This window comes from Anaeroglomus insulsum (assembly GCF_050689095.1).
In the GTDB taxonomy this organism is placed as follows: domain Bacteria; phylum Planctomycetota; class Phycisphaerae; order Sedimentisphaerales; family Anaerohalosphaeraceae; genus Anaeroglomus; species Anaeroglomus insulsum.
In genome coordinates, this window is the sequence record NZ_JBOGCL010000011.1 from 1 (window position 1) to 14,699 (window position 14,699).

At 53.3% G+C, this 14,699-nt stretch carries 10 protein-coding genes and 1 tRNA gene; 9 read left to right on the forward strand and 2 right to left on the reverse strand.

The genetic code is table 11. The features are described 5' to 3' along the window. Positions 1-481: 481 nt before the first annotated feature. Positions 482-937, reverse strand: a complete 456-nt coding sequence (locus ACQ9LF_RS10325) for a type II secretion system protein (RefSeq protein ID WP_462489322.1) — start codon at positions 935-937, stop codon at positions 482-484. 932 nt (positions 938-1,869) lie between these two features. Here ACQ9LF_RS10325 and gatC point away from each other — a divergent pair. The 9 genes from gatC (at position 1,870) to ACQ9LF_RS10370 (ending at position 13,545) form a co-directional block, all read left to right on the forward strand. Beyond that, a complete protein-coding gene (gatC, locus tag ACQ9LF_RS10330; RefSeq protein WP_462489323.1) occupies positions 1,870-2,178 on the forward strand; it encodes an Asp-tRNA(Asn)/Glu-tRNA(Gln) amidotransferase subunit GatC in 309 nt (102 codons plus the stop codon). 25 nt (positions 2,179-2,203) lie between these two features. Continuing rightward, positions 2,204-3,667: an Asp-tRNA(Asn)/Glu-tRNA(Gln) amidotransferase subunit GatA gene (gene gatA / locus ACQ9LF_RS10335; protein WP_462489324.1), complete on the forward strand. Its 1,464-nt coding sequence runs from the start codon at positions 2,204-2,206 to the stop codon at positions 3,665-3,667. A 12-nt stretch (positions 3,668-3,679) separates the two neighbouring features. Next, on the forward strand, positions 3,680-5,164 hold the full coding sequence (gene gatB, locus ACQ9LF_RS10340; protein ID WP_462489325.1) for an Asp-tRNA(Asn)/Glu-tRNA(Gln) amidotransferase subunit GatB: 1,485 nt from the start codon (positions 3,680-3,682) through the stop codon (positions 5,162-5,164). A gap of 38 nt (positions 5,165-5,202) precedes the next feature. Continuing rightward, positions 5,203-8,112 (forward strand): beta-galactosidase GalA, encoded by a 2,910-nt coding sequence (gene galA / locus ACQ9LF_RS10345; protein ID WP_462489326.1) that lies wholly within the window; start codon positions 5,203-5,205, stop codon positions 8,110-8,112. 117 nt (positions 8,113-8,229) lie between these two features. After that, the gene (locus ACQ9LF_RS10350) at positions 8,230-8,832 is read left to right on the forward strand and encodes an RNA polymerase sigma factor (protein WP_462489327.1); all 603 of its coding nucleotides are present in this window, start codon (positions 8,230-8,232) and stop codon (positions 8,830-8,832) included. Then, positions 8,829-10,673 (forward strand): DUF4139 domain-containing protein, encoded by a 1,845-nt coding sequence (locus ACQ9LF_RS10355; RefSeq protein ID WP_462489328.1) that lies wholly within the window; start codon positions 8,829-8,831, stop codon positions 10,671-10,673. Before ACQ9LF_RS10350 ends, ACQ9LF_RS10355 begins: the two co-directional genes overlap by 4 nt. 21 nt (positions 10,674-10,694) lie before the next feature. Then, on the forward strand, positions 10,695-11,840 hold the full coding sequence (locus ACQ9LF_RS10360) for a hypothetical protein (protein ID WP_462489329.1): 1,146 nt from the start codon (positions 10,695-10,697) through the stop codon (positions 11,838-11,840). Positions 11,841-11,941: 101 nt separating this feature from the next. Then, the gene (locus ACQ9LF_RS10365; protein WP_462489330.1) at positions 11,942-13,288 is read left to right on the forward strand and encodes a DUF4139 domain-containing protein; all 1,347 of its coding nucleotides are present in this window, start codon (positions 11,942-11,944) and stop codon (positions 13,286-13,288) included. Between the two features lie 183 nt (positions 13,289-13,471). Next, positions 13,472-13,545 (forward strand) — tRNA-Asp (locus ACQ9LF_RS10370). Positions 13,546-13,616: 71 nt separating this feature from the next. Here the strand turns inward: ACQ9LF_RS10370 and purN are convergent. Beyond that, positions 13,617-14,663: a phosphoribosylglycinamide formyltransferase gene (gene purN, locus ACQ9LF_RS10375; protein WP_462489462.1), complete on the reverse strand. Its 1,047-nt coding sequence runs from the start codon at positions 14,661-14,663 to the stop codon at positions 13,617-13,619. Positions 14,664-14,699: the final 36 nt, after the last annotated feature.

The following is a 14,699-nucleotide window of genomic DNA, read 5'->3' on the forward strand; positions in this document are numbered from 1 at the left end:
GTATTGAAAATAAAGAATTGAGAATGTAGAGCAGAGATTCTTTCCAATTACATCATTCTGCTGAGGCAGACGTATTTCATTCTGCGTTCTCTATCCTAAATTCTCATTTCGTCCCCAGGACAACCCGGATACAGCTCCATGGAATACCGCCCATCGTAGCTCAAGCCTCCGCCCTTGAGGTATAGTAGCTCAAGCCTCCGTGCTTGAGGTATAGTAGATCAAGCCTCCGCGCTTGAGATAAATCATAGTAGCTCAAGCCTCTGTGCTTGAGAAAAACCATTGTAACTCAAGCCTCCGTGCTTGAGATAAATCCCATTCCCGCAAACCTTCCCATCATTTCAGATCCTCCTTCAGTGCAATTCAACAACCAGCAAGCTCGAAGGCTTGCCCTGCAATCGGCACGCCGATTCATCCGACACAAAAGAAAACCGGCCGGGAGATTGCTCCCCCGACCGGCTTTGCTTGCTCATTATTTGAACTATTAATAGTTCTGGATTTCGGCCCACAGAGCACCAGTTACAAGGCCATCGCCATCGCCAGCAGAGAATGTCCAGGTATCGCCATCGGTGGTATAAATCCAGTCAACTCCAAGTGTGTTGCCGCCTGTAAAAGGATTCACAGGCACGCCAACCTGAAGGTAAGGGCCATAGATATGGGTTGCATCCTTTGTGGCTGCCGTATTACCGCTTATATCAGAGAACTGTGTCATCTGAGCCTTGAAGGTCGCATCGACATCACTGGGGGTAGTGTCATTGTGCTGAATCTTATACAGGGCAATCTGAGAACGAATACTCTGCAGGTTGCTTTGCAGGCTGCTTTTTTTGGAATCCGTGCTGGCCTGACTGAACTGAGGTATCACGATAGCAGCCAGAATGCCCAGAATGACCACGACGATCAAAATTTCAACCAGTGTAAACCCTTTTCTTGCTCGTTTCATTGTGTGTTTCTCCTTTACTTGTGTGTGTGTTTCTTGACATTGTTTTCGGTATCGATTGTTTTGAGTCCGGCCACCATAGGCCGGGTCATTGTTGACACGTTGCTATTTGCTTTGGAATGCCGAAGGCCCTTGACCCGCCAGTCGCGGGTCAGCAGGGCCGGAGGCTAAGATTGAAAGTCCGGCACACTCGCCGTCCTTAATTTAGTAGTCTTTTTCGTGTGTCCGTTGGACACTGCCGGGTCGCCTATTTATTTGTCAAAGAACTCATCAATCGCTTCTACACAAAAGCTAAGAAATAAAAAGGCGGACTGGCAAATGAACTGTGAAAATTTTTGAAGAAAACGTAAAGTTTTTTTAAAGACCGATAAACAATAATCAGAATTTCCAAAAACAGGTCATAGAAAATACCCCTCCCACCTCCAGACCAAAAAAACGCCGGTGCATCATAAATCCTTATTAATACCCCCTGTATTCCTCAATTCCTCGAATTCTGTATTCTGGTTGTCCACATCGAACAAATTACGCTAACACAATTTTGCTATCCGTTAAAAAAATAAAAAATTTTTTCTCCTTGCCAGGCCTGTACTTATAAAATCTCACGCCATAGGCTATTTCGATTTTTCGAACAAAAACTGCAAATCCGCCCCTTACTACGGAGGTACATAAAAATGAATAACACGCAAAGACAACCCAATAAACGAAACGAGCGTGATTTGGACAATAAACCAGGCCTTTTGCCTGACGCCGCCAGGGACAAAAAAAGAGTCCTTAGTCCGCCAAAATGAATAGACAGAGGAATCCTTCACTATGTGTGCAATCTGCGAAATCTGAGGTTGCATCACCTTGCCGGAACGACAAAATCGTGTTATCTTACGCAATAGGCCCCAGAAAGGCCGCGGAAATAAAACTATGTCCTTGATTTTGAGATACTTATGAGCAATCAAATCAATCGTCAACAAGTCGAACGGGTCGCCCACCTGTCGCGTCTGGATTTGACCGACCAGGAGCTGGATTTGTTCAGTGGACAATTGTCGTCCATCGTGGAATATATCCAAAAACTCAACGAACTGGATACAACCAATGTAGAACCACTCGCCCACAGCCTGCCGGTACACAACGTCTTCCGGCCCGACATCCCCCGGCCGTCGCTGCCCACCGAACAGGCCCTGGCCAACGCCCCTGACCGGGCGGACGATTTCTACAAAGTGCCGCAAATTCTCGATGACAATTCAGGGGTTTAACTGCTTTTTATCAGGACTATCATTTATGACTGACCATTTTACAGTCTTCCAACTCAAACAGGACATTGCTGCCGGACGAGTCAAAAGCCGGGATCTCACCCAATCATTTCTCGACCGGATCCATCGCTATGACACCGCAATCGGGGCCTATCTGAGCGTCTTTGCTGACAAGGCATTACAGCAGGCCCAGGCCGTAGATGAAAAAATCGCCGCCGGCCAGCCCGTCGGCTCGTTAGCCGGTATCCCCATCGCTGTAAAAGACAACCTTTGCTACACCGAAGGCCTGACCACCTGCGGCTCAAAGATTCTGGGCAACTTCAAGCCCCCCTACAATGCCCATGTCGTCGAAAAACTCCTTGCCGCCGATGCTGTCATCCTCGGCAAGACCAATCTCGACGAATTCGCGATGGGCTCCAGTACCGAAAACTCCGGCCTCCAAAAGACCGTCAATCCCTGGGACAACACTCGCGTCCCAGGCGGATCCAGCGGCGGCTCCGCCGCTGCCGTCGCAGCGGGCCTGTGCTGTGCCGCACTCGGTTCCGACACAGGCGGCTCGATTCGTCAGCCCGCCTCGTTTTGCGGGATTGTCGGTCTTAAACCTACTTACGGCAGAGTCTCCCGTTATGGCCTGGTCGCTTACGGCTCCAGTCTCGACCAGATCGGCCCCATGACCACCTGCGTCAAAGATGCCGCCATCCTGCTGCAGGTCCTGGCCGGGCATGACGAACGAGACAGCACCTCCGTCAGCACCGACATCGCTGCCGTGCCGGATTATCTAAATGCCCTCCAACAAGCTGTAACAGGCTTGAAAATTGCCTATGTACCGCAGTTTATCGAACAGGCCGAAGCCCCTGTCCGAGATGCGGTCAAAGCTGCACTGGAATTATACAAATCGCTTGGCGCCAGCCTCGTGGAAGTCCAGATGCCGCATTTCGATTATTCCATCGCGGCCTATTATGTCATCGCCACCGCCGAAGCCTCCAGCAATCTGGCCCGCTTTGACGGCTGCCACTACGGCTACCGCTCCCCCAGCGCCCGAGATTACGTGGAGGTGTATTCCAAATCTCGTGCCGAAGGGTTTGGCACCGAAGTCAAACGCCGGATTATGCTGGGAACCTTCGCCCTGTCCAGCGGCTATTATGACGCCTATTATCTCAAAGCCCTCAAGGTCCGCAATCTGATCCGCAACGACTTCAGGGAGGCCTTCGCCAAAGCGGACTGCCTGATGATGCCGGTTGCACCCAGTACCGCCTTTAAAATCGGTGAAAAAACCACCGATCCGCTGCAAATGTATCTGGCGGATATCTATACGATTGCGGTCAATCTGGCTGGCGTCCCGGCCATCAGCATCCCCTGCGGTTTCGACAGCAACCGCCTGCCGATCGGCCTGCAGATCATCGGCCCGACCTTCAGCGAAGACACGCTCCTCCGCATTGCCGCGATGTTTGAAAACAATACAGACTATCACCTGCAGAAACCTGCCTTATAAGGAACAACGCCAATGGCAGCGAAAATTGATTATAAAATTATCGTCGGACTGGAAATTCACATTCACCTGGCCACCAAGACCAAAATGTTCTGCGGCTGCGAGCTGGCTTACGGGGGCACACCCAACAGCCGCACCTGCCCGGTGTGCATCGGAATGCCGGGGGCCCTGCCGGTAATGAACAGGCACGCTTATGAATGTGCCGTGCTGACGGCAATGGCTCTCAATTGCCAAATTGCCCGCTTTACCAAGTGGGACCGTAAAAATTACTATTACCCCGACCTGCCGAAGAACTACCAGATCAGCCAGTATGACCTGCCGCTGAGCCAAAACGGCTACATCGAAATTCCGCTGGAAAACGGCACCACCAAACGCATCGGCATCATTCGTGCCCACCTCGAAGAAGATGCCGGCAAGAATAACCACGAACTGGGCAGCTTCTCGGCTATCGACCTGAACCGGGCGGGGGCACCGCTGCTGGAAATCGTAACCGCTCCCGACATGAATCACCCCTCCGAAGTGCGTCAGATGGCCCAGGAACTCCAGCGCATCGTCCGCTATCTGGGTGTCTCGGAAGGCGATATGCAGAAAGGGCATATGCGGTTTGAGCCGAATGTCAATCTGCACATCTACAAAGACGGCCAGACCTATAAGACCCCGATTTGCGAAATTAAAAACCTCAACTCGTTCCGAGCCATCGAACGCAGCGTTGCCTATGAAGTCCAGCGGCAACTGGATGAATTCCTCGAAACCGGCAAAACCATGCAGATGGGCAACAAGCGAACCTATGGCTGGGATGATGTCAACCAGATGACTGTGCTCCAGCGTGAAAAGGAAGAAGCTCACGATTATCGGTACTTCCCGGAGCCGGACCTGGTCCCGGTGGAAATGGACGATGTCTGGTTTGAACAAATCCGTTCTCGTCTGGGCGAACTGCCTTTGCAGAAGCAAAAACGCTTTGTCACCGAATACGGCCTGAGCGATTATGACGCTACAGTACTGACCGGCGACAAGGCCACAGCGGACTATTTTGATGCCGTAGTCAAAGCCGGTGCCGAACCCAAGCGGGCCTGCAATCTGATTACCCAGATCGGACAGAAACTGGCCAACCAGAACAACACCTCTGTGGACCAGCTCGGCATCCGCCCGCAGCATCTGGCCAAACTGGCACAGATGGCCGACAAAGGACTGATCAGCGCCACCGCCGCCGCGACCATTTATTCCAAAATGGCCGGCACAGATGCCGACCCCGAAGATATCGCCAAAGCCGAAAACCTGATCCAAACCAGCGACACGGACGCCATTGAGGCCTTAGTCAACGAAGTGCTGTCAGAAAATACCGAAGCGGTGCAGGATATCCTGACCCACAGCAAAAAGGCTCAGAAGGCTCAGGGGTTCCTGACCGGCCAGGTCATCAAGAAAAGCAAAGGCAAAGCCAATCCCAAGGTCGTTACGGAGTTGTTAGCCAAACGCCTGTCGGAACTGGCCCCCAAAGCATAGAAACCCTTAAACATATAATAATGTCGTCGGAGGTGTCTATGGCAAGTCCATGGTATCGCAACCTCGTGTTCTGTGCGGTTCTTTCAGGTCTTCTGGCAGGCTGGTCCGCCGCAGGCGATTCCAGTTCGGTCCGGTCTGCTCACCCCAGAGAGCGTTTGCTGATGGATTTTGACTGGCGATTTGCCTTCGGCCACCCCTCTGACGCCCCCACCGACTTCAACCACGCCACCGGCTATTTCTCGTATCTGGCTAAGGCCGGCTATGGCGACGGTCCTGCAGCGGCCAACTATAACGACATGACCTGGCGTCAGCTCAACCTGCCGCACGACTGGGCAGTCGAACTTCCCTTCGACGCCAACGGCAGCCAAAGCCACGGTTACAAGGCCCTGGGCCGAAAATTTCCCGAAACCAGTGTCGGCTGGTACCGCAAGGTATTTGCCATCCCGGAATCGGATCTGGGTCGTCGCATCAGCGTTGAATTTGACGGCGTCTTCCGCGATTCCATGGTCTGGATCAACGGCCATTACCTCGGCCGGCAGCCCAGCGGATATACCAGCTTTCGTTATGACATCACCCCCTACCTGAATTACGGCCAGAACAACACCCTTGCGGTCCGGGTGGACGCCACCATGGAAGAAGGATGGTTTTATGAGGGTGCGGGCATTTATCGCCATGTCTGGCTGGTCAAGACCTCGCCACTGCATGTCGGACCGTATGGGATCTTTGTCCATACGAAAACTCAGGACAGCCGTGCTCTGGTTACCGTTGAAACCACAGTCATCAATGAATACGAATCCAGCCAGGGATTTGACATTGTCCATACTATTCTGGATGCCGAAGGCAAATCTGCGGCAACCGCACAGCTCAAAAACTTATCTTTGACGGCAGGCCAGACCGACGATTTTCCCTGCACCTTAACCGTGGACAATCCAAAACTCTGGTCGCTTGAATCACCCTATCTTTATACACTTGTCACCCTCGTTGTGTGTGATGGAAAACCGATTGACAGGGTTGAAACGCCGTTGGGCATTCGGACTATCCATTTTGACCCGGATAAGGGGTTCTTTCTGAACGGCCAGTCTGTCAAGCTCAAAGGCACCAACAATCACCAGGACCATGCCGGCGTCGGCACGGCCCTTCCGGATGCCCTGCAGGAATTCCGGATTGCCCGTCTGAAGGAGATGGGGTCCAATGCCTACCGCTGTTCGCATCATCCGCCGACACCAGAACTGCTGGATGCCTGCGACCGGCTGGGGATGCTGGTCATCGACGAAAACCGCCTGATGGGGACCTCGCCTGAGATTCAGCAGCAGCTCAAAACGATGATTCTGCGTGACCGGAATCACCCCAGCGTCATCCTCTGGTCGCTGGGCAACGAGGAATGGGCGATTGAAGGCAACATCACAGGGGCCCGGATTGCCTCGGAGATGCAGGCGTATGCCCAGCGGCTGGACCCAACCCGCCGGATTACCGTTGCCATCAGCGGCGGCTGGGGATACGGCATCTCGACGGTGGTCGATGTCATGGGCTATAATTATATCTCCCACGGCAGCACCGACGAACACCATGCCAAATTCCCCATCCAGCCGGGGGTCGGCACGGAGGAGACCACGACCCAGGGCACGCGGGGCATTTATTTTGACGACCGTCCGAACGCCCATATCGCCGCCCTTGAAAAAGGAAACTCTGGCGGCAACTGTGAAATCGGCTGGAAACACTATGCCCAGCGTCCCTATCTGGCGGGGCTGTTCTACTGGACCGGCTTCGATTATCGCGGCGAACCCACTCCATTTACTTTTCCGGCCATCAGTTCGCAGTGCGGCATCCTCGACACCTGCGGTTTCCCCAAAGACAGCTTCTACTACCTCAAATCGTGGTGGACCGAACAGCCGGTATTGCACTTGTCGCCTCACTGGACCTGGCCAGGCAAAGAAGGTCAGGAACTCACTGTCCGCTGCGACAGCAATTGCGATGAGGTGGAATTATTCTGCAACGACAAGAGCCTGGGCAAAAAGAAGATGGAGGCCAATTCACATCTGGAGTGGAAGGTCATTTATCAGCCGGGTACTCTGCTGGCCCGCGGGTATAAGAAGGGGACAGAAATCACCACCTGCCGCGTTGAAACCGCCGGTGAACCGGCGGCCATTACGCTGACGCCATTTCGCAACACCATCCAGGCCGACGGCGAAGATGCAGCGGTTATTACCGTAGAGGTTACCGATGCACAGGGGCGCAGGGTTCCCACAGCCAATAACGACATCAGCTTTTCCCTCGCAGGTCCGGGCAAACTGATCGGTGTCGGCAATGGCAATCCATCCTCGCACGAACCCGATGTATTTCTGACGCAGCGACCGATGCGGTCGGAGCCGGTCAGACACTGGACGTGGAAGAAAGTCGGTGATGCCCGCCGGAAAGACCTTGCCGAAATCACCGCGGACTATGACGATTCGACCTGGGCCAAACACAACATCCACTCTGACACTGGCCCGCTGGCCTGGGACGAGCACGGAGTCTTTCGCAGCACAGTCACTGTGTCTGAAACAGACCTTGCGGCAGACAGAATTCTGCTGTCCTTTGGCTGTATTGACCAGCAAGGCTGGATTTATATTAACGGCAAGGAGGCTGGACAATCGATGGATTGGAGAGCCGCCCCGATGATTGATATCAAATCCTTCCTGCATGCCGGGGCAAACTCGATTGCCGTGGCGGTGGTCAACTTCGATGGTCCGGGCGGCATTAACAAAGGTGCCTCTGTGCTGTTTCTGGAAAGGCCCATCCTGCCAACCTGGAAACGCAAGACCTTCAATGGCCTGGCTCAGGTGATTATTCAATCGACCGGACAGCCAGGTGATATCACGGTGACTGCCACGGGTGAAGGCCTGAAGCCGGCGGTGCTGAAAATCCCTGCTGCCCCCGCTACACCGAGGCCCTCAGTGCCGGCGAAATAGCCAAGCAAGACAATCTATAGCGACATCTATACCATAAGTGTAAATCATTTTACACCCATTTTGCATTTTTTTGTCAACCTTTTGGGTCCCATGTTTGTCAAAGGAAAGAGAACGGGATTGACAATTCACATGGAATACAGCGACCGCAGCCTAATAGAGTCACATTTGAACGGCAATGCTGACGCCTTTGAGAATCTGATTCGGCGTCATGGGCCTGCCGTATATGGATATCTTGTCAAAATGGTCAAAGACAGAAATAAAGCTGATGATTTGTTTCAAGAGACCTTCCGAAAAGCGTTTGAGAAGGTGGGGGATTTTCGCGGGACGGACTTGAGGCCGTGGATTTATGCCATAGCCACCCATACCGCCATCAACAGCTTCCGCAAGGAAAAACTTACACACACCCTATCCTTGAACCACGATACCCCCTGTACTGATGGAAACCATTGCCTGAGTGCCGACCAGATTGCGTCAAGCAGTGAGATGGAGCCGTCGGCGATGGCACTGGCCGAAGAACGCCGGCGGGATGTCCGGCAGGCCCTGATGAGACTGCCGGCACAGCAGCGGATTGTACTGGTTTTGAACTACTACCAGAAAATGAGTTACAAGCAAATTGCAGAGACGTTGAATTGTTCTATCGGGACTGTCAAGACCACGATGTTCCGGGCACTGAAGCGACTGGCGGTCTTGCTGCCTGATGGAGGCGAAGGACAGATATGAAATCTCATCTGACCCAGGACATGCTGATTCAATATCAATTCGACCTGCTGGACGAGGCCCAGCGGCTTGAGATCGCATCGCATTTAAACGAATGCAGCTTATGCCGTCAAAAGCTGGAGGGACTCCGACGACAGTTCTCGAGTCTGGATGTATTGAACGAGGATACGACGGTGCCGGATGAACTCATTCAAAAGACACTCGCTTCACTCCATCAGACAAAACCGCTGCTGAGGGTTACACCCTGGACGGGATTGAAGTGGATGGTTCCCGCAGCGGTCATTCTGCTTGCGGCGGGGGTTCTTTTCGTGATGCAGTCGTATTGGCGGAACTCGGCACAGACAATCGAGGATCACCCTGCCACATATAACCTGACTCGAACTGTGGCTCCAATAGCACCGAAGCCCATGGCTGCAAAAACCGAAGGGGTTGCCTCTGTCGGACTTGCTGGGAGGACGCGAATTGTGCCGCAGGAAGACATTCCGGACAAGCCCCCCTTCGCCCCGGCCAGTGCGATTGAGCTGGTGGTTTTGCCCAAGCCCGACCAGATGCAGGTCACGATCTACAATTCCGCCGATCTGACGCTGGTGCGGGACACCCGCAAGCTGACACTGAAGGCCGGGTGGAACTGGCTGCAGTTTATGTGGGCCGAAACGATGATTGATCCGACGTCGCTATCGCTGCGGCCGCTGGAGTTTGCCGACAAAATCGATGTTCAGCAGCTTGTTTATCCCGCACGACTTCAGGATATCGGCCGGTGGTTGATTCGCTCGGAGGTCGAAGGGGCCGTGTCGTTCGAGATTACCTATTTTACCGGCGGGTTGTCATGGCGGGCGTTTTATGAGGGCTTAATCAGCCCGGACGAAAAGACCATGCAGTTGAAAAACTATGTCCGGGTTCAGAATCACTCCGGTCAGGATTACGAAAATGTCCAGACCCGGCTGATTCTCGGACAGGTGCATCTGCTGGATCAAATCTCGATTCTGGCTGGCAGAAAGTATCCCTATGGGCCGGACGTGGAATTGGAAAATCTAAGCCGGGTAACAACGCTCAAAGGATTCCTTGATAAAGAGGGTCTGGATCATTTGGGAATGGTATTCAACGGCCCGATGAAAGACATCGGGGGTATAGCCGGCGAACCCTTTTATGATTATAAAGCGATAGCGAAAGAGGGCCTGAGCGACTATTTCCTCTATACCATTGAAGGCACCGAAGACCTGCCCAACGAATGGGCCAAGCGGCTGCCGTCGCTGGATGTGTCGGAGATTCCCATCCAGAGCCTGTATAAATATGATGAGGATCGTTACGGCACACAGACCGTGCGTTTTGTCTCCTTTGCCAACGATTCGGAGCATAAACTCGGCACGACCCCCCTGCCCAACGGCACGATAAAACTGTACCGGCAGGTCAACGACCAGCAGAATACTGCTTACGTTGGCAGCGCGGATATCAAGTATATCCCGGTCAACGAAGCGGTGGAACTAAACCTGGGGGCCGATACGCTGGTCAAGGTGGAGCCGGTGCTGATGGACAGCCGGACAGAGAATTATCTGTTCAACGACAAGGGTGACATTGCCGGCTGGGATGAAATCGAGACCTGGCAGATCAAGCTGACCAATACGCGAGGTATCCCGGCGAATTTTGAGGTCACGCGCAATTTCAATACGGATTCGTGGGAATTGAGCCTGATGACCACAGGGGCAGAGGTTCACTATCTCCAACACGACAGCCAGCATGCCCGGTTTACTGCGGTGTTACAACCTCAAACAGAATACCTGTTTGGGTATCAAGTCAAAAAATATTGCGGGACCCGCAAGGATGTAAAGTCGAAACCCACTCAATAACCAAAGAAAGGGGTATATCGTATGAAAACACAATTCTGTCTTTTGATGCTTCTGGCCGCACTTTTTACCGGCCCGGTTGTCCAGGCCCGGACCAAGCTGGTGGCCCTGCCGCAACGGGATGCGACGGTGATTCGGCTGGATAATCCGGCAGCGACGCTGATTGAGGAGGAGCGGATTCTGACGCTGCAAAAAGGCCTGAACAAGGTCGATTTTTCATGGAAAGCCGTATCGATTGATCCGGATTCCATCCGGCTGACGATTTTGGATCACCCGAACCAGGTCAAGCTGCTCAATATCAGTTATCCACCGGGGGAAGCGGCGCTGGTATGGGAGATTGCCTCCGAAGACGACTATGCCGAGACGGTACGGATCAGCTATCTGCTGTACAATATTGACCGGCTCGTAACGTACAAGGCCGTTGCGGACAAAGATGAGTCCAAACTGGACCTGAACAGTTATCTGATTCTGCGGAATTTTTCCGGTGAGGATTTTGACAAGGCCAAAATTACCCTGGATTACGGCGATGCCTTCGAAGTGAATACGGCTCATGAAGAAACCAAGCAAATGCTGCTGCTCAAGGCGCCGTCGGTGCCTGTGACCAAAGTCTGGACCTGGGATTCGGCGCGACTGCCGTGGGACCCGGAACTGGTCGAGAACCAGAATATCGGCATTCCGGTCAGCTATCGCATATTCAATAATAAAGACAGCGGGCTGGGACAGTTTGCGATGTGGGGCGGCAAGACCCGCCTGTTTCAGGATGACGGCCATGAAAGCACCATCTTTCTGGGTGAGGACAACGCAACCATCATCCCTGTGGGCCAGAAGGCAGAGCTGTATATCGGCGACAGCCGGGATATCGTGGTTACGCAGCGCAAGATGAAGGACGCCCAAATCAATGTCCGGCGGAACAATGTCGGTAATGTGGTATTGTTTGATACCGATGAGCTGATTACGGCCAAGATTGAAAACTTCAAGGATAAGCCTGCGGTGCTGACGATGATACAGCACATCCCCGGCCAGTGGGAAATGGAAGAATGCAACATGGAATATAAGCGGAAGGATGCATCGACGCTGGAGTTTGAGATTCAACTGCCCGCCCGCGACGACAAAGGACCTGCAACCAGGGAACTGACCATGCACTATCACCGGCGGAATGTCCGCCCCTGAGTCAATACAAGATTATACAGCCAACACAAAAAAAGAGCGGATTTGTCGAAAGACAGAGAGGCTAAAAAAACCTGATACCCTATAGCAAAGGATGGTTCAATATGAAAAAGATACCCGTTTTGATTCTGATCGCCATCGTATCCGGCATCGTCCCTGCCAAGGTGGACCTGGTCACCCTGCCCAGCCGGGATACGACGCAATTGACGATTTATAATTCCGCGGACCTGACGCTGGTGCGGGACAGCCGGTCGCTGACGCTCAAGGAAGGCGGCAATAAGCTGCAGTTTTCCTGGGAAAACACGCTGATTGACCCGACGAGTCTGGCCATGCAGCCGAAAGCCTTTGCCGACAAAATTACTATTGCCGATTTGACGTTTCCGCCGCGGGTTCAGAATCTGGGCTTGTGGACTATCGACAGCGAAGTGGACGGCAAGGTGCCGGTGGAGATTACCTATCTGACCAGCGGGCTGAGCTGGCAGGCGTTTTATATGGGGACGCTGGCGGAGGATGAAAAGACCATGCGGCTGGAAGGCTTCGTTCGGGTGTCCAACAACTCCGGCGAGGATTACGAGAACGCCCAGACCCGGCTGATTGTCGGCAAGATTCATCTGCTGGATGAGATTGCCCGGCTGGCCCGTCAGCAGTATCCTTATGGCTCCCCGCAGCCGAAACCGCTTCCGGCGGAAGTCCCCCAAGCCCTGGACATGGCTGCTGCACCCATGATGGCACGACGGGCCGTGGGCCGCAGTGAACTGGCAGAGAAGAAGGAAATCGTCAAGGAAGGCCTCAGCGAGTATTTTCTTTATACAATTGAGGGCACTGAGACGATTCCGAATGAATGGTCCAAGCGGCTGCCGAGTTTTGATGTGTCGGATATTCCTGTGGTGAATTTGTATAAGTATGATGAGCAGATGTATGGGCCTGCGGTGATTCGTTATCTGAGCTTTAAGAACGATACCAAGCATAAACTCGGCGAAACCCCCATTCCGGACGGAACGATAAAAGTGTATCGCACGGTCGATGACCAGCAGCACCTGTCGTATGAGGGGCAGTCGTCGTTCAAGTATATTCCGGTCAACGAAGACGTTGAATTGAATCTGGGGCGTGTGTCCGATGTGGTCGTCAAGCCGATGGTGATGGATACCAAGACCGATAATTATCGCTTTGACAAGGACGGCAACATCAACGGCTGGGATGAGATTCAGACCTTCCGGATCGAGGTCAAAAATACCCGTCAGCTGCCGGTGAAGCTGGAAATCAGGCGGAATTTCAATACCCCCTACTGGACGATTAAAAATCTGGGGGATTCAAAGAGCTTGTTTGAGAAAGTGGATGTGGATACGGTCAAATATACACTGACGCTGGAGCCTGAGAGCGAAAAAACGATTGAGTATGTCCTGACGACCTATCAGGGGGTTCGGACTGAGCAGTGGCGGGGAAACGATTAAAGGGTCCCCAGGGAGGGAGCAGCTACTGGCCGGCTGGCGAAAATAAAATCTCTAAAAAAGCTGTCCGGCATATCGACTATATTCGTAAGCCGAATAAAAACAAGCGTTTAGCAAAATTTTAATCAGCGTGTCAAAAAGCAGTTGACAGAACTACCAAAATCGAGTTTAATCTGTCTTCTCTTTGGGGCCGTAGCTCAATTGGTTAGAGCATCGGACTGTCGATCCGAAGGTTGCGGGTTCGATCCCCGTCGGCCTCGATGAGCTAAATCCTTGTAAGTTAAACGCTTACAAGGATTTTTTTATGGACTGAAAAAGCCTCGAAACAGGCTTAACGTTGGATGCGGACAATGCCGTCAGAGACCCTGAGCCGGCCTTCGGCAAAAAGCTGGATTGCCTCGGGGTAGGCGATGCACTCCTGCTCAAAGACGCGGGCGGCAAGTGTATCGGGGGTGTCTGTATCATATGCAGGACAGGTACGCTGCACGATAATGGGGCCGGCATCGTACTCGTTGGTGCAGAAATGCACGGTGCAGCCGCTGACTTTGCAGCCTTTGCGGAGGACGGCCTGGTGGACATGATGGCCCCACATCCCCTGCCCGCCAAAACTGGGGAGCAAGGCAGGATGAATATTCATAACACGGTTTTCGTAGTGGGCGGGGATATGCCACAGGCACAGCCAGCCGGCCTGAATGACCAGCTCCACTCCGGCGGCATCGAGGGTTTGGGCAATTTGTGAGCTGAAGCGGTCGATGTCAGGGTAATCTTTGACACGGATAATGGCCGGTTCAAAACCGAGGTTTCGGGCCAGTTCCACCCCTTTGATTTCCCGTCGGGAACAGATCACGCAGACTATCTGAGCAGACAGCCGGCCGGCTTTGATCTGCTTATCCAGATTTTCCATCGTTCGGCCTCCGCCGCTGATGAGGACCCCCAGCCGAACGGGCCTGACTGGAGAGGCGGCCTCGGCAAACCACTCCACATCCCGCCGGGCATCCATGGCTCGATTGGCCAGGGCATCCGCTTCTTTATTCTGTTCGCGGGGGATATGGCTGGCCTGCCAGGATTGAAAGGCGGCAAGCTGGTCCATCACCTGGCAGAACAAATCGCGGAGAGCGTCGCTTTTGACTTTATACTGGCCGTGAATCTGGCGGATAATCAGTTCGCTGTCGCTGAGCAGTTCGACCTGGGAGGCACCGGCGAGTTTAGCGGCCTGCAGGCCGCGGAGAATACCGTTGTATTCGGCTATGTTATTGGTGGCCTGATTGAGAAAATAAGCCTTGCCGGCGATAGTCTTGCCGGCGGCGTCCTTGAGAATATATGCGGCTGCAGCCGGGCCTGGATTTCCGCGACTGCCCCCATCCGTATAGACGATCATCTTTGTCACGGCAGGCGGCTCCTGTGTTTGCCTGGA

Coding starts and splice junctions, on each gene's coding strand:
- gatB (WP_462489325.1), top strand. CDS start 3,680: ATGGCAGCGAAAATTGATTATAAAATTATCGTCGGACTGGAAATTCAC.
- gatC (WP_462489323.1), top strand. CDS start 1,870: ATGAGCAATCAAATCAATCGTCAACAAGTCGAACGGGTCGCCCACCTG.
- ACQ9LF_RS10365 (WP_462489330.1), top strand. CDS start 11,942: ATGAAAAAGATACCCGTTTTGATTCTGATCGCCATCGTATCCGGCATC.
- ACQ9LF_RS10325 (WP_462489322.1), bottom strand. CDS start 937: ATGAAACGAGCAAGAAAAGGGTTTACACTGGTTGAAATTTTGATCGTC.
- gatA (WP_462489324.1), top strand. CDS start 2,204: ATGACTGACCATTTTACAGTCTTCCAACTCAAACAGGACATTGCTGCC.
- ACQ9LF_RS10355 (WP_462489328.1), top strand. CDS start 8,829: ATGAAATCTCATCTGACCCAGGACATGCTGATTCAATATCAATTCGAC.
- ACQ9LF_RS10360 (WP_462489329.1), top strand. CDS start 10,695: ATGAAAACACAATTCTGTCTTTTGATGCTTCTGGCCGCACTTTTTACC.
- galA (WP_462489326.1), top strand. CDS start 5,203: ATGGCAAGTCCATGGTATCGCAACCTCGTGTTCTGTGCGGTTCTTTCA.
- purN (WP_462489462.1), bottom strand. CDS start 14,663: ATGATCGTCTATACGGATGGGGGCAGTCGCGGAAATCCAGGCCCGGCT.